21 protein-coding genes and 7 tRNA genes are annotated in these 23,204 nt (G+C 59.0%); 4 read left to right on the forward strand and 24 right to left on the reverse strand.

What is annotated here, in order from left to right:
* Positions 1–19: 19 nt before the first annotated feature.
* From EP30_RS05375 to EP30_RS05455, 17 genes are all read right to left on the reverse strand, one after another.
* Positions 20–598, reverse strand: a complete 579-nt coding sequence (locus EP30_RS05375) for an adenine phosphoribosyltransferase (protein WP_140556815.1) — start codon at positions 596–598, stop codon at positions 20–22.
* 79 nt (positions 599–677) lie between these two features.
* Entirely contained in the window at positions 678–1,154 is a 477-nt protein-coding gene (gene yajC, locus EP30_RS05380; RefSeq protein WP_181160807.1) for a preprotein translocase subunit YajC, read from the reverse strand.
* Positions 1,155–1,231: 77 nt separating this feature from the next.
* Positions 1,232–2,293 (reverse strand): Holliday junction branch migration DNA helicase RuvB, encoded by a 1,062-nt coding sequence (gene ruvB / locus EP30_RS05385; protein WP_140556821.1) that lies wholly within the window; start codon positions 2,291–2,293, stop codon positions 1,232–1,234.
* Positions 2,294–2,302: 9 nt separating this feature from the next.
* Positions 2,303–2,920 (reverse strand): Holliday junction branch migration protein RuvA, encoded by a 618-nt coding sequence (ruvA, locus tag EP30_RS05390; RefSeq protein WP_140556823.1) that lies wholly within the window; start codon positions 2,918–2,920, stop codon positions 2,303–2,305.
* 109 nt (positions 2,921–3,029) lie between these two features.
* Positions 3,030–3,611, reverse strand: coding sequence for a crossover junction endodeoxyribonuclease RuvC (gene ruvC, locus EP30_RS05395; protein WP_094664450.1), 582 nt, complete (start codon positions 3,609–3,611; stop codon positions 3,030–3,032).
* 36 nt (positions 3,612–3,647) lie between these two features.
* Positions 3,648–4,403, reverse strand: a complete 756-nt coding sequence (locus tag EP30_RS05400; RefSeq protein WP_094664448.1) for a YebC/PmpR family DNA-binding transcriptional regulator — start codon at positions 4,401–4,403, stop codon at positions 3,648–3,650.
* A 139-nt stretch (positions 4,404–4,542) separates the two neighbouring features.
* The gene (gene thrS, locus EP30_RS05405) at positions 4,543–6,576 is read right to left on the reverse strand and encodes a threonine--tRNA ligase (protein WP_094664446.1); all 2,034 of its coding nucleotides are present in this window, start codon (positions 6,574–6,576) and stop codon (positions 4,543–4,545) included.
* Between the two features lie 133 nt (positions 6,577–6,709).
* Complete coding sequence (locus EP30_RS05410) at positions 6,710–7,756, reverse strand: ABC transporter permease (protein ID WP_140556825.1); 1,047 nt, start codon at positions 7,754–7,756, stop codon at positions 6,710–6,712.
* A gap of 115 nt (positions 7,757–7,871) precedes the next feature.
* Entirely contained in the window at positions 7,872–8,141 is a 270-nt protein-coding gene (locus EP30_RS05415) for a hypothetical protein (protein ID WP_140556828.1), read from the reverse strand.
* A 124-nt stretch (positions 8,142–8,265) separates the two neighbouring features.
* Positions 8,266–8,454 carry a hypothetical protein gene (locus tag EP30_RS05420; protein WP_140556830.1) on the reverse strand — a complete coding sequence of 63 codons (189 nt, stop codon included), beginning with the start codon at positions 8,452–8,454 and terminating at the stop codon, positions 8,266–8,268.
* A gap of 192 nt (positions 8,455–8,646) precedes the next feature.
* Positions 8,647–8,722 (reverse strand) — tRNA-Gly (locus EP30_RS05425).
* Positions 8,723–8,745: 23 nt separating this feature from the next.
* Positions 8,746–8,817 (reverse strand) — tRNA-Val (locus EP30_RS05430).
* Positions 8,818–8,856: 39 nt separating this feature from the next.
* Positions 8,857–8,929 (reverse strand) — tRNA-Gly (locus tag EP30_RS05435).
* 24 nt (positions 8,930–8,953) lie between these two features.
* Positions 8,954–9,026 (reverse strand) — tRNA-Val (locus EP30_RS05440).
* 41 nt (positions 9,027–9,067) lie between these two features.
* A tRNA-Val gene (locus EP30_RS05445) sits at positions 9,068–9,142 on the reverse strand.
* A 38-nt stretch (positions 9,143–9,180) separates the two neighbouring features.
* Positions 9,181–9,251 (reverse strand) — tRNA-Cys (locus tag EP30_RS05450).
* A 25-nt stretch (positions 9,252–9,276) separates the two neighbouring features.
* A tRNA-Gly gene (locus EP30_RS05455) sits at positions 9,277–9,349 on the reverse strand.
* Positions 9,350–9,535: 186 nt separating this feature from the next.
* Between EP30_RS05455 and EP30_RS05460 the strand changes: the two genes are divergently transcribed.
* Positions 9,536–10,372: a PAC2 family protein gene (locus EP30_RS05460; RefSeq protein ID WP_258185380.1), complete on the forward strand. Its 837-nt coding sequence runs from the start codon at positions 9,536–9,538 to the stop codon at positions 10,370–10,372.
* Between the two features lie 170 nt (positions 10,373–10,542).
* On the opposite strand, the gene EP30_RS05465 is transcribed toward EP30_RS05460, so the two are convergent.
* Complete coding sequence (locus EP30_RS05465) at positions 10,543–11,469, reverse strand: undecaprenyl-diphosphate phosphatase (protein ID WP_140556832.1); 927 nt, start codon at positions 11,467–11,469, stop codon at positions 10,543–10,545.
* A 214-nt stretch (positions 11,470–11,683) separates the two neighbouring features.
* On the opposite strand from EP30_RS05465, the gene EP30_RS05470 reads away from it, so the two are divergent.
* Entirely contained in the window at positions 11,684–12,478 is a 795-nt protein-coding gene (locus tag EP30_RS05470) for a fructosamine kinase family protein (RefSeq protein ID WP_140556834.1), read from the forward strand.
* A 197-nt stretch (positions 12,479–12,675) separates the two neighbouring features.
* On the opposite strand, the gene dnaJ is transcribed toward EP30_RS05470, so the two are convergent.
* A complete protein-coding gene (gene dnaJ / locus EP30_RS05475; RefSeq protein WP_094664432.1) occupies positions 12,676–13,827 on the reverse strand; it encodes a molecular chaperone DnaJ in 1,152 nt (383 codons plus the stop codon).
* A gap of 82 nt (positions 13,828–13,909) precedes the next feature.
* Positions 13,910–15,022, reverse strand: a complete 1,113-nt coding sequence (gene hrcA, locus EP30_RS05480) for a heat-inducible transcriptional repressor HrcA (RefSeq protein WP_094664430.1) — start codon at positions 15,020–15,022, stop codon at positions 13,910–13,912.
* Positions 15,023–15,306: 284 nt separating this feature from the next.
* Between hrcA and tkt the strand changes: the two genes are divergently transcribed.
* Both tkt and tal read left to right on the forward strand, forming a co-directional pair.
* Positions 15,307–17,409 (forward strand): transketolase, encoded by a 2,103-nt coding sequence (gene tkt / locus EP30_RS05485; protein ID WP_094664428.1) that lies wholly within the window; start codon positions 15,307–15,309, stop codon positions 17,407–17,409.
* Positions 17,410–17,498: 89 nt separating this feature from the next.
* The gene (gene tal / locus EP30_RS05490; RefSeq protein WP_094664426.1) at positions 17,499–18,602 is read left to right on the forward strand and encodes a transaldolase; all 1,104 of its coding nucleotides are present in this window, start codon (positions 17,499–17,501) and stop codon (positions 18,600–18,602) included.
* A gap of 347 nt (positions 18,603–18,949) precedes the next feature.
* Here tal and EP30_RS05495 read toward each other — a convergent pair whose 3' ends face one another.
* From EP30_RS05495 to tpiA, 4 genes are all read right to left on the reverse strand, one after another.
* Positions 18,950–20,572 carry an aminotransferase class I/II-fold pyridoxal phosphate-dependent enzyme gene (locus EP30_RS05495; RefSeq protein WP_094664424.1) on the reverse strand — a complete coding sequence of 541 codons (1,623 nt, stop codon included), beginning with the start codon at positions 20,570–20,572 and terminating at the stop codon, positions 18,950–18,952.
* Between the two features lie 403 nt (positions 20,573–20,975).
* Entirely contained in the window at positions 20,976–21,812 is an 837-nt protein-coding gene (locus EP30_RS05500; protein WP_140556836.1) for an HAD family hydrolase, read from the reverse strand.
* 160 nt (positions 21,813–21,972) lie between these two features.
* The gene (secG, locus tag EP30_RS05505) at positions 21,973–22,221 is read right to left on the reverse strand and encodes a preprotein translocase subunit SecG (protein WP_093959502.1); all 249 of its coding nucleotides are present in this window, start codon (positions 22,219–22,221) and stop codon (positions 21,973–21,975) included.
* Positions 22,222–22,312: 91 nt separating this feature from the next.
* Positions 22,313–23,113 (reverse strand): triose-phosphate isomerase, encoded by an 801-nt coding sequence (gene tpiA / locus EP30_RS05510; RefSeq protein ID WP_094664420.1) that lies wholly within the window; start codon positions 23,111–23,113, stop codon positions 22,313–22,315.
* Positions 23,114–23,204: the final 91 nt, after the last annotated feature.

The following is a 23,204-nucleotide window of genomic DNA, read 5'->3' on the forward strand; positions in this document are numbered from 1 at the left end:
TTCCCGGAAAACGGTTTCGTCAGGCGGGCATGGTCAGCAGCGATGATCTCTTGTGCTGGCCGATGGAGGGCGGCGTGGGAATGCCGGCAAGCTCCATGACGAAACTGAAGCCGGCCACGGTGGCACCGTGCTCCTGAATCAGCTTCTCAGCCGCCTGCGCGGTACCGCCGGTGGCGATGAGATCGTCGACGATCAGCACGCGTTCACCGGGGCGAACGGCCTGATCCTCGATTTCGATCGCGGCAGTACCGTATTCGAGAGAATACTCCATGCGCTTGGTGGGCGGCGGCAGTTTGCCCGCTTTGCGGATAGCCACGAATCCCTTGCCCAGACGCAAAGCGAGTGGAACACCGATCAGGAAGCCGCGGGATTCGAGTCCGGCCACGACGTCGAATTCATCGGGAGCCACCGGGAGTGACTCGACCAGCGCGTCGATGAGGATGGACAGTCCCTTGGCGTCGGCAAGAACAGGCATGAAATCCCTGAAGTTGATGCCTTCCTTCGGGAAGCCGGGAATGGTGCGGATAAGGGAGAGCAGATATTCCGCGTTCTCCTCCCCCATGGCTGACAGCTGGTTGACGGTGATGTCGGATGTCATTGTCTTCACCTCTGACGAAATATATGGCCGGCCCCAAAGGGAGCCGGCCACGGTTTGCCATTATGCTGGCGGACCCGTCTTACTTGGCGGGCTCGTCCTTCTTGTCAGTGTCGTCCTTGTCGGATTCCTCGGACTTCACGGTTTCAGTGTCATTGTCCTGAGCGTCGGCGGGGTTGACATAGTCGGCGTCAGCGATCCCGTCGGAGTTCTTTGTGGCATCCGAATCGGCTTCTTCGGCCTTCTCCTTCTGCTCGCGTTCGTACTCCTCGTCGGATACGTAGTTCGGCACGACCGGAGGCTCGGTGACCGCCTGAATACGCCAGCGGCTCAGAGTGCCCTCGGAGTTGATGACGATCTGGTCGGCATCGAGATCGACCTCCTCAACAACGCCGATCAGACCGGAGTACGTGGCAACCGGATCGCCCTTCTTCAGGCTCGTGCGGAAGTTCTGCACTTCACCCTGCTTCTTCTTGGACTGGCGGGACTGGTACCACATCATGCCGGCGATGACGACGATGATGGCGATGAGCATCATGGTGTTTGAATTACCACCCATAATGTTTTGATCTCCTTTGCAGGCTAGTCGTGATGCTCCCGAACGCTTGAAAACCTTCGGGAACCAACCCATTTAGGCTAAAACAGCACGTTGACATCATCCGGCGGGGTGATTCCCAGATGCTCCCATGCCCGCGAGGTGGCCACGCGGCCCTTGGGGGTACGCACCAGGAAGCCCTCTCGGACGAGATACGGTTCGCAGACGGTTTCCACGGTTTCCGATTCCTCACCCACCATGGCCGCAAGATTGTTCAGTCCCACGGGTCCTCCGTTGAAGCTGCCGCAGATGGCCTTGAGCACGGCGATGTCCAGACGGTCCAAGCCCTCCACATCGATCTGATACAGATCCAGGGCGTCGCGAACGGCTGACGCATCCACATGGTCAAGATCGTGGACGACGGCCCAGTCCCGGACACGTCGCAATAGACGGTTGGCGATTCGCGGCGTTCCGCGGGATCGGCGGGCCAGCTGCTCGGCCGCGTCCTCGTCGATGCTGACGCCCAGCACGGTCGCCGAGCGCAGGATCAGCTTACGCATCTCATCACGCGGGTAGAAGTCGAGATGTGCGGTGAAACCGAAACGGGCCCGCAATGGCGACGGTAGCATGCCTTCGCGGGTGGTGGCTCCCACCACGGTGAATCTCGGCAGGGTCAGCGGAATGGACGATGCGCCGGGTCCCTTGCCCACCACGACGTCCACACGAAAGTCCTCCATGGCGATGTACAGCAGCTCCTCGGCGGCCCGCGGCAGACGATGGATCTCGTCGATGAACAACACTTCACCCTCCTCCAGGGAGGACAGGATGGATGCGAGATCGCCGGCGTGCTGGATGGCCGGTCCGGAGGTGATGCGGATGGGTGAGCCAAGTTCGTTGGCCACGATCATGGCCAACGTGGTCTTGCCTAGGCCGGGAGGGCCGGCAAGCAGAATATGGTCCGGGGCCACGCCTCGCTTCATGGCCGCGTTGAGGAACAGTTTCATCTGGGCCTTGAGTCGGGGTTGTCCGATGAACTCGTCGAGTCCGGAAGGCCGAAGCTCCTCGTCGCTGACCTGATCGGCACCCATCGGCGTGGCCGAGACCATGCGCAGGGATTCCTCCCGGGCACCGGCGTTGACCTGCATATCATCGTCGTTCGTCATGACGTCTGATCACCTTCCCCTGTCCATGGATGCCAATGTGGTCTTGAGCAGCTGCGGCACGTCCTGTGACGTGACAGGCCCCTCGTGATGCTCGCTTTGCAGCACCTGACGGACGGCCTGTACCGCGTCGCGTTGCTGCCAGCCCAGAGAGACCAGGGCTTCCACGACCTGCTCGGTGCCTGAATCCTTTGGTTCCTCCACAGTCTGAGTCCCGTTTTCGAGCTCGCTGAGATTGATCGAGCCTTTCAGCTCGAGAATGATTTTCTGCGCCCCCTTCTTTCCAAGGCCGGGGGCTTTGGAAAGGGCGGCGGCATCACCGTTGGCGACGGCGCTCATCAGCTGTGTCGGTCCAAGCGTGGATACCAGGGACAATGCGACCTTAGGACCTACGCCGCTGACCTTCTGCAGACTGAGGAACAGATCCTTGGCCGTCTTCGACAGAAAGCCATATAGGGCGATGGCGTCCTGTGAGACGGCAAGACGGGTGAAGACGGTTGTCTTCTGTCCGATGTGCATGGCGGCCAGATCACTGCCCGGCATACGGACCTCGTAGCCCACTCCCCCCACTTCGATGATTGCCGCGTCTTTGGTGACCGCTGCAATCGTGCCATTCAGGCTTGCGATCATCGACTACCTCATTTCCCCGACGAACTATTTCGAACATCTGTTCGGTATTGTAGCGGATCAGACGGTCATATGCCCACTTCCGCATGCCGGGATTACGGCTGTACGGAAGTTACATGCCTCGATGCAGCATTTTGCCACGATTCGCCTTGCGCGTCGCTTCGGCCCATTGCCGTTGGGCCGGGGTGAGATGCTGTTCCCGTTCACCGCCCTGCAGGGCTCCCGATGGACGCAACGCATGACAGATGGCCAGTGCGAGAGCATCTGCGGCATCTGCCGGCGTTGGCATGGTATTGAGATTGAGAATACGCGTGACCATACGTTCGACCTGGATCTTCTGCGCCTGACCGTTTCCGGTGATGGCCAGCTTCGCCTCGGTCGGAGTATGCAATGCCACGGGTATGCCGCGTTGCGCTGCGGCGAGCATGGCCACGCCGGCGGCCTGGGCGGTGCCGAGCACGGTGTTGCGATTGGCCTGGGCGAACACGCGCTCGATCGACACCGCATCAGGGATGAACTCATCGAGCTTGGCGCACAAACCCTTGTATATCTTGAGCAGGCGCAGGTCCTGCGATTCGTGCGGATCGGAGCGGACGACATCGACGTGAATAAAGGAAAGCCGGCGGTAAGCGCCGGCTTCCACAACGCCGACTCCGCACCTGGTGAGTCCGGGGTCGACTCCAAGAATGATCATGCAATGAACTCCTTGGCTGTTCGCTGAAACGGAGGACTACTCCTCGTCCAGCTGGGCCATGATCTCGTCGGTGGCCTTCCACGTGCTGTAGATGTTCTGCACGTCGTCGAGGTCGTCGAGAGCGTCGATCAGCTTGGAGACCTTGCGAGCACCGTCGAGATCGAGTTCGATCTCGTTCTGGGCGACCATGGCGAGTTCGGCGGAGTCGTAATCGATACCGGCGTCCTGCAGGGCCTTGCGGACGGTGATCAGATCGCTCGGGCCGGTGGTGACGGTGAATACGTCGCCATCATCGGTCACGTCCTCGGCACCGGCCTCGGCTGCGATCTCGAACAGGTTGTCGAAGTCCACGCCCTCGGAGGGAACCTCGATGACGCCCTTGCGCTCGAAGTTGAAGCTCACGGAGCCATTCTCAGCCAGAGAGCCGCCGTTCTTGGACAGGGTGGAACGCACGTCGGCGGCCGCACGGTTGCGGTTGTCGGTCAGGCATTCGATGATCAGGCCAACGCCACCGGGAGCGTAGCCTTCGTAGACGATGTCCTCGTAGTTGGCGCCGCCGGCTTCCTCACCGGAGCCACGCTTGACGGCACGCTTGATGTTGTCGGCAGGCATGGAGTTCTTCTTGGCCTTGACGATGGCATCGTACAGAGCCGGGTTGCCGTTCGGGTCACCGCCGCCCTGACGGGCCGCGATCTCGATGTTCTTGATGAGCTTGGCGAAGAGCTTGCCACGCTTGGCGTCGATTGCCGCCTTCTTGTGCTTCGTAGTCGCCCACTTGGAATGTCCTGACATGACTCTCCTAAGGATTATGGATGGTTAAACAGTGCGATTTTATGGTGGTATATCGACAATACCGGTCCGCAGGACAGGCACCCATCCTGCGGACCAGTATTGTCAGACGCCGGAGCGGACCGGCGGGAACCTGACGGAATCAGGCTTCAGTAGCGGCGGTGAAGTCGTCGGCGGAATTGACCTGCACGCGCTTGGCGATCACCTTGAGGATCGACTCCTTGGCCTGATCCACCGGCACGCCATTGAGCTGGCTGCCGTCACGGAAACGGAAGCTCACGGCGTTCTTGTTCATGTCGTCCTCGCCCACGATGAGCGTGAACGGCACCTTGGACTTGGACGCGTTGCGGATCTTCTTGCCGAAACGATCGTCGGAGGAGTCGATCTCGCAGCGCACCATGTTGTCCTCCAGCTCGTGGATGAACTTCTCCAGATGCGGGGCGAACTCGTCGGCCACCGGGATGCCGGTCACCTGCACGGGGGCGAGCCATGCCGGGAACGCGCCGGCATAGTGCTCGAGCAGGATGGCGAAGAAGCGCTCGATGGAGCCGAACAGTGCGCGGTGGATCATCACCGGGCGCTGGTGCGTGCCGTCCTTCGCGATGTATTCGAGCTTGAAGCGCTCGGGCAGGTTGAAGTCCAGCTGGATCGTGGAGACCTGCCAGGTGCGGCCGATGGCGTCACGTGCCTGCACGGAGATCTTCGGGCCGTAGAAGGCGGCGCCGCCCGGATCGGCCACGAGTTCGAGACCGGACTCCTTGGCGACCTCGGCCAGCGTGCTGGTGGCCTCCTCCCAGATCTCATCCGAGCCGACGAACTTGTGCTCGTCCTTGGTGGACAGCTCCAGATAGAAGTCGTTGAGACCGAAGTCCTTGAGCAGACCGAGCACGAAGTTCAGCAGGCTCTTGAGCTCGTCCTTCATCTGCTCGCGGGTGCAGTAGATGTGGGAGTCGTCCTGCGTCAGACCGCGCACTCGGGTCAGGCCGTGCACCTCACCGGACTTCTCGTAACGGTAGACCGTGCCGAACTCGAACAGGCGCAGCGGCAGCTCCTTGTAGCTGCGCTGGCGGGACTTGAAGATCAGGTTGTGCATCGGGCAGTTCATCGGCTTGAGGTAGTAGTCGAAGCCCTGCTTGGTGATGTTGCCGTTCTCGTCGCGCTCCTCGTCGAGGCGCATCGGCGGGTACATGCCGTCCTTGTACCACTGCAGGTGGCCGGAGGTCTCGTACAGGCCGCCCTTGGTGATGTGCGGGGTCTGCACGAAGCTGTAGTGGTGCTTACGGTGCTGCTCGCGCGAGTAGTCCTCCATGGCGTTGATGATCGCGGCGCCCTTGGGATGGAACACGGCCAGACCCGGTCCGATCTCATCGGGGAAGGAGAACAGATCCATTTCCTGACCGAGCTTGCGGTGATCGCGCTTGGCGGCCTCCTCCAGCTTGGTCTGGTATTCCTTCAGATCCTCCTTGGTGAAGAACGCCACGCCGTAGATGCGCTGCAGCATCGGGTTCTTCTCGCTGCCACGCCAGTAGGCGGCCGCGCTACGCTCCAGCTTGAACGCCTTGATGAAACGGGTGTTGGGCAGGTGGGGTCCACGGCACAGGTCCTTCCAGACCACATTGCCGTCATGATCCACGTTGTCGTAGAAGCTCAGCTCGGATTCGCTCACCTCGGTGGCGGCCTCCGGGTCAAGATGCGCTTCCTTGTCCTTGATCAGCTCGATCTTGTACGGCTGGTCCTTCTCCTCTTCGAGGGCCTCCTCCTCGGTGACGGCGCGACGGCGGAAGGTCTGGCCGGACTTGATGATGCGCTGCATGCGCTTTTCGATGTCCTTGAGATCCGCCGGGGTGAACGGTTCGTCCACATCGAAGTCGTAGTAGAAGCCGTTCTTGATCACCGGGCCGATGCCGAGCTTGGCTTCTGGGCGGATCTGCTGCACGGCCTGGGCCATCACGTGGGTGGCGGAGTGGCGCATGATCGCCAGACCGTCCTCGCTGTCCAGAGCGACGGGTTCGACCTTGTCGCCGTCATGCAGCGGCGTGTACAGATCGCGCAGTTCGCCGTTCAGACGCACGGCGATGATGTTCTTGTCGTCGGCGAACAGTTCGACGCCGGTGGTGGTTGCTTCCACCTCCTTCGCCTCGTCGTCGACCGTGATGGAGATGGTAGCTTGCGCCATGGTATGTCCTTTGCTATCGGGGGTCCGCGTTACTAATGTGCAGGCCTGGACTGAACTTGACGATGCAACTGTATGTGTCGTCGGCGACAATCGCCACGCGCCGTGTGAGCGCGCGCAGACGTTGGGAATCCATTCAAAGCTGCCTATGAATGTATGCGGCCATATTGCCTCGTGACAACACCACGCACCCTAGTGTGAGCAACGTCACACACGTCATCGTTGATGCGCTGGCGAACATGATCGTCTCCCCCGGTGACGGCAAACCGCGGTGCGTCCAGAGAACCATCAATATCGCCCATGCCAGGCCGATGCCATACCCCAGCAGCGCGACCGCCATGCTCGAGAGCACGAAAATCAGTGCGGTGGGATTCCTGCCGGCCCCCACGCTGCGATACAACGCGAACTCATGCCTGCGGAACACCATCGGCAGAAACAGCAGCAGGAACGTCACCACGCCACCCGCGACCCACAGTAGCCGCGTGGAACGTCCCATATACCGATCCAGCAGCCGGTCCCCATCGACCTGCGCCATCGATGTGACCGATATGGTCGTAGCCTGTCCATCCAACGCCGATGTCAGCCAGCCGACCGCATGCTCGTCATCGGACATCGCCCCGGGAACGAACTCCACATAGCAGTCAGTGAGATTGCCCTGCGGTGCCGCATACGCCCACAATCGTGGAGTGTCGGCGAACCCGCGATCGGCATCCACCACGTGAGCCACGCCGGTCTGCACGGCACCGTCATCAAGCCTCACCTGCACGTTGTCCCCATCGGTGATGCCGATCCCTGTGGCGGTTTGTCGATCGATGAAGAAGCCATCATCGTAATCGGACGCATTGTTCACCGACAGGATACGGGTGATGTCGCCGACCACGGGAACGTACGAGAAACGCTGTCCCGGAGCCTTGATGATCATCGCCGCATGGGAACCGAAAAACCCGGCTGAGGCGCGAACCGATGGATTCGTGTTCAACGACGCGCACAACGCGGCGCTGATCCGGCCAGTACCATCGTCCCCTGCAGCATGCGCATGATATACATTCAGCCCGGCCACCACCGCCTCATCATACTCGGACAAGATCTCGGATCGGGACGTCGCGTCCAGCAGTGTGCACGCTCCCGTGGCCACGGCTATCGTCACCACCAGCAGCAGAGTCATCAGCCGTTGCGATGCCAACGTACGCCCCGTCTGACGCAACACTACACGGAACGACCACTCAACATCATGTTGTTCTGTAATACTTTTGCCCGCCTGACTTCGACCGTGCCTCCGACGCTCTCCGCCTCTCCCGCTACGCATCGCGCATCCTCTCGCCGAAGCCATGCGACGTGCCGTCATCGCCCTTGACGGAATGCACGCTACCGTCTTCCAGACGTACGATGCGCTCGCAGTATGAGGCGACATAATCGTCATGCGTCACGATCACCATCGTCGTGCCGAAATCACGTGTCTTGGCGATCGCGTTCATCACCAACGTGGTGGTCGTATGATCCAACTGTCCCGTCGACTCGTCAGCCAGCACCACGGGTGGATGGCATGCGAGAGCGCGGGCGATTTGCACACGTTGCTACTGACCACCCGACAACGTGTTGACCTGTTGATCAGTGCGGCCGTCCAAAACAACGGACGATTGTCTCTTTCCTATTGTTTTCATTGTCGTTTGCCCGTATTCGAAGGTCACCGTCTCATCGTTGCTCCACCAGTTTTCCCTGAGCGATCAGATCCTTGCGCTCCTGTTCCGTAAGCTGATCCATCGGCTTGGCCTCCTTGCCGAATGATCTGGGTGTTGCGGTCTGATACATCATGCAATTGCCGAGTGCTTCCTGCTTATCCGCTGGAAGCACGTTCATATGCGAGTCAATGGTATTCTGCATCTTTTCCTCGCTTGTATCTGGATCGTATGCCGCATCGAATTCATTCCTGAGGGACGGCATCACCTCAATGGCGCAGACGATACTGTCTTCATACTGCTTGGCAAACAGGGCGCATATGGAATGCAGGAGATACAACACGCATGTGATCAGAAACAATCAGATAACAAAAAACCGCTCCGGAGAGCGGTGATCTGGAGCGGACAACGGGACTCGAACCCGCGGTCTCGACCTTGGCAAGGTCGCGCTTTACCAACTAAGCTATGTCCGCAAAAGTGACCGAATGGCCATTCGTGGGCGATACAAGATTCGAACTTGTGACCCCTTCCGTGTCAGGGAAGTGCGCTACCTCTGCGCCAACCGCCCGGTTGTGTCGGAACCAGTCGATCGCTCGACCGATTCGAGAGCGGACAACGGGACTCGAACCCGCGGTCTCGACCTTGGCAAGGTCGCGCTTTACCAACTAAGCTATGTCCGCATAGAGTACTGTTGCCAGTACCGGTGGGTGATGTAGGAATCGAACCTACGACCCCTTCCGTGTGAAGGAAGTGCGCTAGCCGCTGCGCCAATCACCCAAACTGAACCTCTTCAATTAGTCAAATCGGCTAGGCCGATCTGGTGGGCGATACAAGATTCGAACTTGTGACCCCTTCCGTGTCAGGGAAGTGCGCTACCTCTGCGCCAACCGCCCGGTTGTGTTCATTCGGAAGAGTGTTTCTTCCTCATGAGAGGTGGGTACGAGAGTCGAACTCGTCTATACGGCTTTGCAGGCCGCTGCCTAACCGCTTGGCTAACCCACCACATGCGGTCCAACTGTGGGACTCGAGCGGACAACGGGACTCGAACCCGCGGTCTCGACCTTGGCAAGGTCGCGCTTTACCAACTAAGCTATGTCCGCATGTGTTTTCAACCCCGACCTGACTGGCCGGTGCCGTAAGCACGAGTAATTAATATAGCGATCACCTGAAGATCATGCAAACTCGGCGTGTCGCCAATCTGTATAGGTCGTGAGTTCGGGTGTCTCCCCCGTTCTCGCTGGGCATACTCAACCGTTGAAAACACAAGGCTGCGATAGGGTGGAGATATGAGTGAGAGTATGAGCAAACGACGGTTTATGATCGCCGCGTTCGGAGGATGGAACGATGCCTGTCAGGCAGCCACCGATACGGTGCGCCATTTGCTGGACGTCTACGAATCCAGGGAGATCGGGCACATCTGCTGCGATTCCTATTACGATTACCAGTCCTCCCGGCCGATGATGTGCAATGTGCAAGGACGCAAACGCATCGTCTGGCCGGAAACCACGTTCTATGAGGTCACCATCGACGAACACACCACCGTATACGTCGAGATGGGTCCCGAACCGAATTTCCACTGGTCCGATTACTGCCAGCGGTCGCTGCGGTTCGCCGACGAGTGCGAAGTGACCGACATCATCACGCTCGGGGCCATGTTCGCCGACTGCGCGCATACACGAGCCCTGCCTGTCAGCCATTCCGACGGCGACGATGACGACCCCGAGAACGACTCCTACTGCGGTCCCGTGGGCATTCCCACCGTACTGAACTATGCGGCCGCTGAAGACGGCTTCGAAGCCCGTTCCCTATGGGTTTCCATTCCCCAGTATCTCGGCGGCGACGACTGCCCGGCAGGCACCATGCGTCTGCTGGAGGAACTTGGCTCGATCATCGGCGTGGGATTCGATGAAACCGACCTTGCCGACCGTGCCGAAAAATGGCGTCGAAAGGCCGATATGCTCATCCGCTGTAACGATGACCTGAGCGATTACGTGCATCATCTCGAACGCATGATGGACGAGAGCGGCGAACGGGATGTTCCCACTCCCCACGCCAAGCAGCTCGTCGAGGAGACCGAGGAGTTCCTTCGCTCGTTTGACCATCCTGCGGCACCGGAGGAATGATCGACACGTGGCACAGTCGAAGTCTGTCCGCGCAATAGAACGAAAGGCAATATAGGGTGATCGGTTCCAGACGAACCGATCACCCTATATTGCTTTATACGATTTGCTTTGCGTTATCGCTTTGCTTTGCGTTATCGCTACTGGCGCTGCTGACCCGTAACGAACCGAGGTCAGGCCGCGGCGGCGACGGACGGATCAATCGCCGGCAGCACGCCGGTGATGAGCAGGATCGCCACCACGACGGCAAGACCGATACGGTAGATGGCGAACGCTTTGTACGAGAACGTGGACACGAACTTCAGGAAGCCGATGATCACGATATAGCCGACGAAGAACGACACGAACGTGGCCGCAATGGTCGGACCCCAACCCGGGAACGCGCCGATGGCCGCACACGCTTCGGCGGCAGCCTGGCCGCCTGCGGAGCAGGCGCTTACATCCTTCACCGCGGACACGGTCTCGAGAATACCTGCACCGAACACGGCGGGAATGGCCATCAGGAACGCCACGCGCACGGCGGCCTCACGGGTGTACCCCAACGCGCGACCGAAGGTGATGGTGCCTCCCGAACGGGATACGCCGGGAATCAGGGCGAGCATCTGACCGATACCAAAGATGATGGCATCCTTGACCGTCATACGCTCCATGGTCTTGATCTGCTTGGAACGCGCATCAAACACCCACAGCAGCACACCAAAGACGATAAGCACCGTCACCGTGATCCACAGGTTACGGAACGTAGTCTCGATCACATCCTTGAGCAGCAAGCCGGCAATAAGAATCGGCATGGTACCGATGATGATGTACCAGCCCATCTTGGTGTCCTCGTTATGGGCGCCAAGACGACTCTTCCAGTCCTTGCCCTCCTTGCCGAACAGAGAGCCGAACCAGGCGCCAAGAATACGGATGATGTCACGGCGGAAATACAGCAGAACGGCCAGCTCGGTACCGATCTGAATAATGGCGGTGAACGCAGCGCCCGGATCCGAACCGATCATCAGATCGCCGACGATACGAATATGTGCACTGGAAGATACAGGCAGATACTCGGTCAACGCCTGTACCAGACCGAGGACGATGGCTTGGAAGAAATTCATATACCCCTCGTTGTCCCTTACGTCTTTTCGATTGGTTTATCTACGATACGTTGCAACACAATAGCCGCACCCCTCTAAGAAACGATGAAGAAAGGGGTGTCCGCTCACGGAATGGACACGAGCCGGTCGCGTGTCTATATGGGTAGGCGACCGGGGTGGCGGCCGCACGATCGCGGCCCTAATATGGGCGGTGTTTTCAGCAAGGAGGAATGTGATGTCCAAGTATCGCAAGAGCCGCGTCATGGCCCCGGAAGGATTCTTCGAATGCGAAGGACGAGGCCTGCAATGGCTCGGAGAGGCGCAAAGCAAAGGCGGCCCCCGCGTGGTGGACGTATACGAATGGGGCAAGGACCACCTCGACATCGAACGCGTGACCGCCGCCTCCCCCACCGCCGACGCGGCATACGCATTCGGCGCTGCGCTCGCCCGCATGCACGATACCGGCGCCCCCTACTTCGGCTCAGCTCCCGACGGATATAAGGGAACCTGCTACTTCGGCCCACTACAGGACCCCGTCCCCATGGACACCGGAGAATGGGACGACCCCGCCACCTACTTCGCCGAAGGACGACTGTTGCCGATGGTTCGCATGGGCATTGAACGCCGCGAACTCGACCAGTACGACTATGAAATGGCCCAGGAAGTGGTGGACGCACTACCAGAACTGCTGGGCGGAGCAGCCAAGGACAAACCCGCACGCATCCACGGCGATCTCTGGAGCGGCAACGTCATGTGGACCAAAAACAGCGACGGCCATACCGAAGCGGTACTGATCGACCCGGCCGCACACGGAGGCCATCGCGAAGAAGACCTGGCGATGTTGCACCTATTCGGCATGTCATACCTCGGCCAGATCATGGACGGCTACCAGTCGGTGCACCCGCTCAAAGCCGGATACGAACAACGCACCACACTCTGGCAGCTCTACCCCATTGCAGGCCACTGCGTGTTCTTCGGCGGCGGATACGTCAGCGAATTCCGTTCGATGTGCCGTTCACTACTTCGCTAAACCACCGATCCGCAGAGCAGCAGAACGGAAACACAGCGACAAACAACAACGGGCCCCGATCCAATGACGACATATGAGTCACAGACAGCGACTCAGAACATGTCCCGGAAAGAGGCCCGTTCACTACCGCGCACATCAGCCCGCCAATGGCACACAATCCAATGGGAACCAATCACGCGGTCACAGAAACACCAATATCAGCTCAACGCATCCCTGAGCTTGGAGAAGAACCCGCCCTTCTTACCAGAACCACCTGCCGGACGAGGCTTCGACTGCTGGGTGACATGCTGAGCGTCACCATCATGCGACTCAGCGAACTCCTCCATCAGCTTGCGCTCCTTATCGCTCAGCTTGGTGGGAATCAGCACCATGATGTGAGCGATGATATCGCCGCGCTCGCCCTTGGAACGCAGACGAGTCACACCCAGTCCATCCAACGTGACGACATCCTCCTGCTGACTGCCTGCCGGGATCTCAATGGTCCGAGGTCCGTCGAAGGTATCGATCTCAAGGCTGTGGCCAAGCACGGCCCAGCTCATCGGCACTTCGATCCAGCAATGGAGATCATCGCCGTCACGCACAAACGTCTTATCCGGGGCGATGCGCACGTCGATATACAGATCGCCAGCAGCACCTCCGCACTCGCCCACCTCGCCCTGCGAGGCCAGACGGAGACGAGTGTCATCGGAAATGCCGGCGGGAACAGACACACCAACGTTACGCTTGGAACGGATACGACCATGTCCCATACACGACGGACACGGATTCTGGATAATCGTGCCATGGCCCTCACAGCGCTCGCAAGGAGCCGATGTCATCATCTGCCCCAGCATGGTGCGCACCACCTTCTGCGCGAAACCGCGACCCTGGCAATCAGGACAGGTGACCGGCTGCTCACCCTTGACAGTGCCGCTTCCCTGACAATCAGGGCACAACGACATCGTGCGGATATCCACGTGGGCAGTGCCGCCGAACACGGCCGTCTTCAGATCGATGGTCACGTTGGCCAGGGAGTCCCGTCCGGGCTGCGTTCGCGGAACCGGTCCCTGCGAACCCCCACCGAAGCTCTGCCCGAAGAACTGACCGAAGATGTCGCCCATGTCGAATCCGGCTGCTCCTCCGAAACCGCCGGCGTTCGGATTGTTCGGATCGACGCCCTGATCGTACATTCGGCGCTTGTCCGGGTCGGAGAGCACCTCGTATGCGGAGTTGACCTCTTTGAACTTATCCTCGAATTCGGGGCCCGCGATGTCGGGATGGTACTTGCGGCTCATCTTGCGATAGGCCTTCTTGATTTCATCCTCGCTGGCGTTGCGATCCACGCCCAGCACTTCGTAATAATCGGCCACTTCCTGATCTTTCCTGTCGTCGGTTGTGATTGTCGTTTATGGTTTCGCTGTCGAATATTGTGCCACAAGGTGTGGCGGAGCATTAGTCGGTATCGTCGTCCGAGTCGGTCTTCCCCTCCTCGTTCCTCATGAATTCGGTCAGGTACTTTGCTACAGCCCGGACTGCGGGGATCGTGCTCGCGTAGTCCATATGCGTGGGGCCGATCGAACCGACGAACGCCACTGGTTCGACCGATGAGCCATTCGTCGAACCGTCTTCGGCATCGGTCGTGCCGGCGGTGGATTGCCCGTATCCGGATGTGATCACCGAGGCGTGCATAAGTCCTGGCGTGTGGGTCTCAGATCCGATGGCTATACCTACGCCGTGGAGTTGCGAGACCTCGGTCAGTGCTGTCATCAGTCGCATCAGAACGGCCTGTTCCTCAAGTGCGTCGAACAGGGAGGCCAATGACGCCATGTCGGAGGCTGATTGGTGGGCAAGTTGCGAGGTACCCGCCATATACAGATTGCTGGCCTGTTCCTGCGTGGCAAGCTCATCGAGCACTCGTGCGGTGGCTTCCAGAAAGGCGCGTATGGATGGATCGGGATCGTCCTGAGCGAAGAGCCGGACGTCGTCACCGGCGCGTCGCAGGGATTCGCCCTGGCATACGGTGTTGATACGGGAGACAAGCTGATTGAGTACGTCGTCCGAAGGCCGCCCGGCGGAGACGATCGTACGCTGCTCTACCCGTCCGGTATCGGTGATGACGACGACAAGCACGGTGACCGTGGATACGGGAACCATTTCGATGTGGCGCAATGCCGATCGCGCCAGTGACGGGCTTGCGACCACGGCGACCTGACCGGTGATCTGCGCGAGAAGGCGCGCCGAACGTCGGAGCGTGTCGTCAAGATTCACCGATCCGGAGAGGAACGTGCGTATGCCGCGCTTCTGTGCCTTGGACAGCGGCACGACGGTGGCGAGCTTGTCGACGAAGTACCGGTATCCCTTTTCAGTGGGGATCCTTCCTGCCGATGTGTGAGGCTGCACCAGATATCCCTCGTCCTCCAGCGCGGCCATATCATTGCGCACGGTGGCCGAGCTGACACCCAGTTTGTGTCCGCGTGTCAAGGCCGCCGAACCTACCGGTTCCTGTGTGCGAATATAGTCCTCTATCACGGCACGGAGAACCAACATGCGTCGTTCGTTGGCCATGGAACCTCCTTTGAAAATCGCCGTACTGTACCTTTTTAGCACTCGATGATGGCGACTGCTAGCTGATGGCGAAAAGCGAACTTTTGCACGGTCTTAATCAAACAAAAAAGAACATGCATGAACATTTAATTCACAACTCACGTGGGGAAATGCTGGAGGAAGTCTCCATACTGGGTTAGCATAAAAGGGCAAATGAAGCCAATGCGCACGTTCTACTCGTCCGTGCATGCACGGCGCCCAGAACGGGCACGCTGGTTCCATCCGATTGGAAGGAAAGTTGATCCATGACCGAATTCAAGGAGACCGAACTGGACGAGCGCGCCATCAAGATGGCCAAGGTCCTTTCGGCTGATGCGGTCGAGAACGCCGGAAGCGGCCACCCCGGTTCCCCCGTCTCGCTGGCACCTATCGCCTACACCCTTTACCAGCACTTCATCAAGCATGATCCGAACGATCCCAAGTGGGAGGGTCGCGATCGCTTCATCCTTTCCGGTGGACACGCCTCGCTCACCCAGTACGTCCAGCTCTACTTCTCCGGCTACGGACTGACGCTGGATGATCTCAAGCACTTCCGTGGCGGTGCCGACACCCGCACCCCGGGCCACCCCGAGTACGGCCTGACTCCGGGCATCGAAATGACCACCGGCCCGCTGGGTCAGGGTCTGGCCTCCGCCATCGGTTTCGCCTACGGCCAGCGCTTCCAGCGTGGTCTGCTCGACCCCGAAGCCCCCGCCGGCGAATCCCCGTTCGACCACAAGATCTGGGTCATCTGCGGTGAAGGCGACATCGAGGAGGGCATCTCCGGCGAGGCTGCCTCCCTGGCCGCCAACCAGCAGCTCGGCGACATCACCGTGATCTTCGATGCCAACCGCATCCAGATCGAAGGCGACACCAACCTGGTGCTTGCCGAGGATGTGCTCAAGCGTTACCAGGCCTACGGCTGGTACACCGACGAGTTCAGCTTCATTCAGCCCGATGGCTCCTACAAGGAGGACGTCGAGGGTCTTGCCGATGTCATCGCCAAGGCTCAGGCCGCCGCTCCGAACCAGCCGAAGATCATCAAGGTCGACACCCTGATCGCATGGCCGACCCCGGGCAAGACCAACGATCCGTCCTCCCACGGCTCCAAGCTGGGTGCCGAGGCCGTTGCCGGCCTCAAGGAACTGCTCGGCTACGATCCCGAGAAGAGCTTCCAGGTGGACGAAGAGGCCCTGGCTCACGCCCGCAAGGTTGCTGAGCGCGGTCTGGCCGCCCACGCCGAGTGGGACAAGAAGTACGACGAGTGGCGCAAGGCCAACCCGGACAAGGCCGCCCTGTTCGACCGCATCAAGGCCGGCGAGCTGCCCGAGGGCTTCGACAAGGCCATCGACGATCTCGAGGCCACCTTCGAGGTCGGTAAGAAGGTCGCCACCCGTGGTGCCTCCGGCTCCGTGCTGAACGCCATGGCCGCCGTCATGCCGGAACTCTGGGGCGGCTCCGCCGACCTCGGTGGCTCCAACAAGACCGACCTCAAGGGTGCCGCCACCTTCGCTCCTGAAGAGTGCGCCACCAAGCAGTGGCCGGTGTGCAACCCGTACGGCCGTCAGCTGCACTTCGGCGTGCGCGAGTTCTCCATGGGTGCCATCACCAACGGCATCCTGCTGGGCTCCTACACCCGTCCGTTCGGCGGCACGTTCTTCATGTTCTCCGATTACGAGCGTCCGGCCGTGCGCCTTGCCGCTCTGATGGAGATCCCGAACCTGTACGTGTGGACCCACGATTCCGTCGCCGTCGGCGAGGATGGCCCGACCCACCAGCCGATCGAGCATCTGGCCGCATTCCGTGCTATCCCGCAGCTCGAGGTCGTTCGTCCGGCCGACGCCTACGAGACCGCCGAAGCCTACCGTGCCTTCTTCGAGAAGAAGAACACGCTGCCGACAGCCATGGTCCTGACCCGTCAGGGTGTCCCGGTGCTCGCCGAGACCGCTGCCAAGGCCAAGGAAGGCGTGAAGAAGGGCGCCTACGTGCTCGTCGATACCGAGGGCACTCCGGACGTCATCCTCATGGCCACCGGTTCCGAGGTCCAGTGGGCTGTCGAAGCCGCCAAGACCCTGGCCGGCGAAGGCGTGAAGGCCCGCGTGGTCTCCGCTCCGTCGCTCGAGTGGTTCGAGGAGCAGGACGCCGAGTACAAGGAAGCCGTGCTTCCGGCTGCCGTGAAGGCCCGCGTGTCCGTCGAGGCCGGCGTTGCCATGCCGTGGTACAAGTACCTCGGTTCCTACGGCAAGGCCGTGTCCATCGAGCAGTTCGGCCTGCAGGGTGACGGCGCTCAGAACATGATCGACCTCGGCATCACCGCCGAGCACGTGGTCGAGGCCGCCAAGGCTTCCATCGCCGAGGCCAACGCCTGATCGATCTCCGGTAACCCGGTACAAGTTTTTTCGGCTCCCCTCTTTTCCGATCACGGGGAGCCGGAATGAAAGAAACAAGGAGAAAACATATGACTGCTGCAACTCAGCGCACGTCCGACAACGGCGTTTCCATCTGGCTGGACGACCTGTCCCGCACCCGCATCGAGTCGGGCAACCTGCAGGAGCTCATCGCCGACAAGAACGTCGTCGGTGTGACCACCAACCCCTCCATCTTCCAGAAGGCCCTGAGCCAGGTCGGCCCGTACGACGCCCAGCTCAAGGAGCTCGGCAAGGTTGATGTCGAGACCGCCATCCGCGAGCTCACCACCACCGATGTGCGCAACGCCACCGACATCTTCCGCGAGATCGCCGAGAAGACCGACTTCGTCGACGGCCGCGTCTCCATCGAGGTGGACCCCCGCCTTGCCCACGAGACCGAGGCTACTGAGAAGCAGGCCGTGGAGCTGTGGGAGAAGGTCAACCGTCCGAACGCCATGATCAAGATCCCGGCCACCCTGGAAGGCCTGCCGGCCATCACCGCCACCCTGGCCAAGGGCATCTCCGTGAACGTCACCCTGATCTTCTCGCTCGAGCGCTACGAGCAGGTCATCGACGCCTTCATCGAGGGCATCGCCCAGGCTGACGCCAACGGCCACCCGCTGGAGCACATCGGCTCCGTCGCCTCCTTCTTCGTCTCCCGTGTGGACACCGCTGTGGACAAGAAGCTCGAGGAGATCGGCACCGATGAGGCCAAGGCTCTCGAAGGCAAGGCCGCCATCGCCAACGCTCGTCTTGCCTACGAGCTGTTCGAGAAGAAGTTCGCCGAGGATCCGCGTTGGGCCGCTCTCGAAGCCAAGGGTGCCAAGAAGCAGCGTCCGCTGTTCGCTTCCACCGGCACCAAGAACCCGGCCTACTCCGACTGCGTGTACGTGGACGAGCTCGTCGCCCCGCACATCGTGAACACCATGCCGGAGAAGACCCTGAACGCCCTCGCCGACCACGGTAACGGCGCCCCGACCATCAAGGGCACCTACGAGGAGAGCCACGCCATCATGGCCAAGCTCGCCGATCTGGGCATCGACTTCAAGGCTGTCACCGACAAGCTCGAGGCCGATGGCGTCGCCGCCTTCATCAAGTCCTGGGATTCCGTGCTCGCCGACGTGCAGGCCGGTATCGACCGCGTCAACGGCTGAAAATCCTAAACGCTACGCGAACCGGATAACAGGAATCGCATAGCGGGGACGGCCAAGGGCTCCGATCCATATGGGTCGGAGCCCTTTTGCATGCCTGAAATCCATTAGTGCTGTTTTCGGATGGGCCGTTGAAGGATGGAATAAGCGTTGTTTATTCTCATCGGCTCTTGTGCCTTCAGTGGTGGCGTTGCGTCATTATGCTCATCGATTAGTCATGCCATTGCACGTTCGGCTCAAGCCGCAATCAGTATGAGATCAACCAACAGCAGAGGGAGCCGAAGAAACACCTCCGACTCCCTCTCCTATTCGATTAACGCTCCAAAACCGTCTTAGTTCGGTCGGTTCGCTCACTGCCGATAGTAGCTCAGGAAGTCGGTGAGCTTGGTGGTGGCATCCTTGAGGACTTCGATACGCGGCAGGTAAACGATACGGAAGTGATCGGGCTCGTGCCAGTTGAAACCGCCGCCGCGGGTAATGAGGATACGCTCGTCGTGCAGCAGGTCGAGCGCGAACTGCTCATCGTCCGTGATATTGAATTTCTTCACATCGAGCTTTGGGAAGATGTAGAACGCCGCCTTGGGCTTGACCGCGGTGACGCCAGGAATCGCGTTCAGCGCATTGTAGATGTAATCGCGCTGTTCGTAGATGCGGCCGCCGGGCACGATGTAGTCGTTGACGCTCTGATGACCACCGAGTGCGGTCTGTACGATCGACTGTGCCGGCACGTTCGAGCAGATACGCATATTCGTGAGCATGTTGATGCCCTCGATGTAATCTTTCGCAATGTTCTTGTTGCCGCTGAGCACCATCCAGCCCACGCGGTATCCGGCGATCATATGGGACTTTGACAGTCCGGAGAATGTCACACAGAACAGATCAGGTGCCATGGAAGCGATCGAGATATGCTGCAGGCCGTCCATGACCAGGCGGTCATAGATCTCGTCGGAGAAAATCATGAGCTGATGTTCGCGTGCCAGATCAACGATCTGCTGAAGCACCTCCTTGGGGTACAGGGCTCCTGTGGGGTTGTTCGGATTAATGACCACAATGGCTTTGGTCTTGTCCGTGATCTTGGCACGCATGTCGTCGATGTCCGGATACCATTCGGATTGCTCATCACACAGGTAGTGGACCGCGGTACCGCCGGCGAGGTTGACGCAGGCCGTCCACAGCGGATAGTCAGGGCTAGGAATGAGCACTTCGTCGCCGTTGTCAAGCAACGCGGACATCGAGAGGTTGATAAGCTCGCTGACCCCGTTGCCGGTATAGATGTCGTCGATACTGACATTGGGCAGATTCTTCAGCTGCGAGTATTGCATGATGGCCTTGCGCGCGGAGAACAGTCCTTTGGATGCGGAATATCCCTCGCAGTCGGGCAGCTGATGGGCCATGTCGTAGATCACTTCGTCCGGGGTTCGGAATCCGAAGGGGGCTGGATTGCCGATGTTCAACTTGAGTACATGCGTGCCGGTGGCCTCCATGCGAGCGGCCTCATCGACCACCGGACCTCGCACGTCGTAAAGCACATTATCGAGTTTGGTGGATTTGGTAAAACGACGCATGGGATGTCCTTCCGAAATGGTGATGGATGGTGTGGTGGGATGAGTTTCAGTGCACGGTCGGTCGTCAAAAGCCGGAGATGACAATGATTCTGCGGCGGATGGCTCCGTAGTGACGAATTCATTCGCCGGTGATGTGGGTGCGAACGAATCGTGTTTGGAATCAGCGTCTGATCCGCGTTCCATGGGAACATCGTCACCATGGAGCCATTGGTCGCTGACATTCAATGTTGCGGCCAGAAATCTCAGGGTCTCGATGCGCGGCACCGTCTTACCGCTGACGTACTGGCTGATATGGCTTTTGCCGAGCTTGAGTCCTTTTCTCTGCGCGGCGCGGACCACGTCGATCTGTTTCATATGTCGTAGTGACATGGCGGAGTTCAACCGCTTGGCGAAGGTTTCCCGACTCATACCGCTCCTTGAAGGTTCAAGTATCAGTGATCTAATAGTTCAACACAGTAGCACGACGCGGTAAGAAGAAATTCAGTAGTTCAATATACGGACAAATGCAAACGTGCGCAGGTAAACGAAGAGGTTCAATATACTGTTTACATGATCTGTAAATAGTGTGAAAACGATGTAAATCTAAACGAAAACGATTGCATTATGCTTGTTTAGATAGAATTAGCTCTAAAGATATAGAAAAATGACTATGTAAAGCTTTGTAAATTGAACTTTCTGTCTGCTACATGTCGACATGCCGTATACGCCGTGTATTCAACGTTTGCATCGGTAGTTGTACGGTGCATTTCCTCTAGGGGACTCGCACCAATGATTCAGAAGTTCAATGCAGTATATGTGCAATCTCTGGTGTTTAGTTCAATTTATCTTCGATCCACTGCGCGACACCGTCCTCGTTGTTTGATGGGCAGATCTCGTCAGCGATGTTCAATACGCGAGGAACAGCATTGGCTACGGCCACTCCCCTACCTGCACGTTGCAGCATGGCGATGTCGATAAGATCGTCACCGAAGGTTGCTGTAGCGTTCAAGGGGATTTCCAATTTGGCACACAGCAGATCCAGTGCGTGACTCTTGTTGGCCAACGGATTCATCAACATCCACATGACGCCCTCACTGATGCTTACGTCAAAATCCGGTGGGATCAGTGTGCGTAGGCGATCGCATTGTTCAGGCTGTGGCAAGATGATGATCTTGTCGGCGACTCCATCAGGGACGTCGGTGAAGTCCGTGTACCGGAATGTCTGTGTTTTCCACAGTTCTCGTACGTCGAAGTTGGTGTATCGGATATCGTTCATCACAATGCCGATCCGGATATCGGGAAACTCCTCCAACAGGAAACGGCACACCTCGCAGGCGCGCGTTGAAGAGAATCCGAGTCTGAGCACATGTCCATCACTAGAAACTTTCCCTGCGGTGAGCATATCGTAATCGGATTGACTTGGATTGAAGTCGATAAGTGCTCCGTTGAGGTAGGCGCAGGCGTCGACGGGAAGACGATTGACAAGTGCAAGTGCGGTACTGACCGGTCGTGCTGTTGCCACCGCGAACCGCACTCCCCTATCGTGCATGCGATTGATCGTATCAACGGTTCGCTGTGTCATGAACCGTCCTTCGAAGGTATCGGAGTCATGAAGCAATGTGCCATCAAGGTCGGCGACGATCAGACGGGGAAGCTCGATACCGGTCATGGTTGATGGTTCTCCTTTGCGGACAATCAAATGACGTTCCATGCCAATGCACGGTGAATGGTCGGGACGGGGAATGCCCTATATGGCGGATCTCAGCGATGATGAAATGATAAGGCCCGTGGCAACATGAGCCACGGGCCTTGCAGGAAAATGAGGGGAATCAGGCGAGACCGTACTTGGCCATGAGTCCCAGGGCGATGATGATGGCCACCCAAATAAGTGCCACGATGACGGTAAGGCGATTCAGGTTCTTCTCCGCCACACCGGAAGTGCCGGCATTGGCGGTCAGGCCGCCGCCGAACATGTCGGACAGGCCGCCACCCTTGCCTTTGTGCATAAGAATCAGCAGGGTCAGCAGAATGCTGGCCAGCACGACGATGATTTCAAGAACGATCTTGACAATGGCCACGGTTACCTCCGAATTACGACTCTAAGCAAGGATACCCCACATGCGGGATAAACGGTTGTTGAAATGGAAAAAACTATGAAGGAACTAGGGGTCAACGACGATTCTGCGCTGCCTTGGACGTCAGCCGCGCGATCGTGGCAAATTCGTCGGCGTCGAGTGAAGCGCCTCCCACGAGGAATCCGTCGATGTCATGACCCTCCTGCATGAGCTGGGTCGCATTCGATGCGTTTACGGACCCTCCGTATAGGATGCGAACCCTGTCGGATACTGTCTCGCCATATACCTCGTTCAGGTGTGAACGAATGGCCGAGGCGGCCTGCTGGGCAGACTCGGGAGTTGCCACCATACCCGTACCAATGGCCCAGACCGGCTCGTAAGCGATAAGCATATGAGCGGCTTCCTTATCGGACAGATCCCGAATGACATCCTGCACCTGTCCGACAGCGAATTCCAGTTCGATGCCCTGACGGCGTTCTTCGAAACTCTCTCCCACACACAATATGGGTCGCATGCCCGCGGTCAGTACGGCGCGGACCTGATCGACGATATTGGCATCATCCTCGGGATGATACTTGCGACGTTCGGAATGCCCGACCAGTACGTATTTGCATCCGAGACGAGCCAGCATATCGGCTGAGACATCACCGGTGAACGCGCCCTGATTGGTCACGGATACGGCCTGAGCGCCATAGGTGAGTTTCAGACGATCGGCGTCAATGAGCACCTGAACGCTGCGGATCGACGTGAACGGAGGCATGAGCGTCACTTCGCAACGTTTGAAGTCGAAGTTGGCATCACGCAACGTCCATGCCAGTTTCTGAACGAAATAGGTGGCTTCAAGATGGTCGAAGTTCATCTTCCAGTTGCCGGCCACCACCGGTTTGCGCTCCATGGATGCTCCTTTTTACGTTGCATGCGCCGACGGGTGTATCGACGCGGGTTATATCGTACGACTTGGATCGTTCGTATGGTCCTACTGACAT

It is taken from the genome of Bifidobacterium sp. UTCIF-39 (genome assembly GCF_006408715.1).
GTDB classification, from domain to species: domain Bacteria; phylum Actinomycetota; class Actinomycetes; order Actinomycetales; family Bifidobacteriaceae; genus Galliscardovia; species Galliscardovia tissieri.

Excerpts from the sequence above, each read along its gene's own strand:
- EP30_RS05375 (WP_140556815.1), bottom strand. The coding sequence starts at position 598 with ATGACATCCGACATCACCGTCAACCAGCTGTCAGCCATGGGGGAGGAG.
- yajC (WP_181160807.1), bottom strand. The coding sequence starts at position 1,154 with ATGGGTGGTAATTCAAACACCATGATGCTCATCGCCATCATCGTCGTC.
- ruvB (WP_140556821.1), bottom strand. The coding sequence starts at position 2,293 with ATGACGAACGACGATGATATGCAGGTCAACGCCGGTGCCCGGGAGGAA.
- ruvA (WP_140556823.1), bottom strand. The coding sequence starts at position 2,920 with ATGATCGCAAGCCTGAATGGCACGATTGCAGCGGTCACCAAAGACGCG.
- ruvC (WP_094664450.1), bottom strand. The coding sequence starts at position 3,611 with ATGATCATTCTTGGAGTCGACCCCGGACTCACCAGGTGCGGAGTCGGC.
- EP30_RS05400 (WP_094664448.1), bottom strand. The coding sequence starts at position 4,403 with ATGTCAGGACATTCCAAGTGGGCGACTACGAAGCACAAGAAGGCGGCA.
- thrS (WP_094664446.1), bottom strand. The coding sequence starts at position 6,576 with ATGGCGCAAGCTACCATCTCCATCACGGTCGACGACGAGGCGAAGGAG.
- EP30_RS05420 (WP_140556830.1), bottom strand. The coding sequence starts at position 8,454 with ATGCAGAATACCATTGACTCGCATATGAACGTGCTTCCAGCGGATAAG.
- EP30_RS05460 (WP_258185380.1), top strand. The coding sequence starts at position 9,536 with ATGAGTGAGAGTATGAGCAAACGACGGTTTATGATCGCCGCGTTCGGA.
- EP30_RS05465 (WP_140556832.1), bottom strand. The coding sequence starts at position 11,469 with ATGAATTTCTTCCAAGCCATCGTCCTCGGTCTGGTACAGGCGTTGACC.
- EP30_RS05470 (WP_140556834.1), top strand. The coding sequence starts at position 11,684 with ATGTCCAAGTATCGCAAGAGCCGCGTCATGGCCCCGGAAGGATTCTTC.
- hrcA (WP_094664430.1), bottom strand. The coding sequence starts at position 15,022 with ATGGCCAACGAACGACGCATGTTGGTTCTCCGTGCCGTGATAGAGGAC.
- tkt (WP_094664428.1), top strand. The coding sequence starts at position 15,307 with ATGACCGAATTCAAGGAGACCGAACTGGACGAGCGCGCCATCAAGATG.
- tal (WP_094664426.1), top strand. The coding sequence starts at position 17,499 with ATGACTGCTGCAACTCAGCGCACGTCCGACAACGGCGTTTCCATCTGG.
- EP30_RS05495 (WP_094664424.1), bottom strand. The coding sequence starts at position 20,572 with ATGAGTCGGGAAACCTTCGCCAAGCGGTTGAACTCCGCCATGTCACTA.
- EP30_RS05500 (WP_140556836.1), bottom strand. The coding sequence starts at position 21,812 with ATGACCGGTATCGAGCTTCCCCGTCTGATCGTCGCCGACCTTGATGGC.
- tpiA (WP_094664420.1), bottom strand. The coding sequence starts at position 23,113 with ATGGAGCGCAAACCGGTGGTGGCCGGCAACTGGAAGATGAACTTCGAC.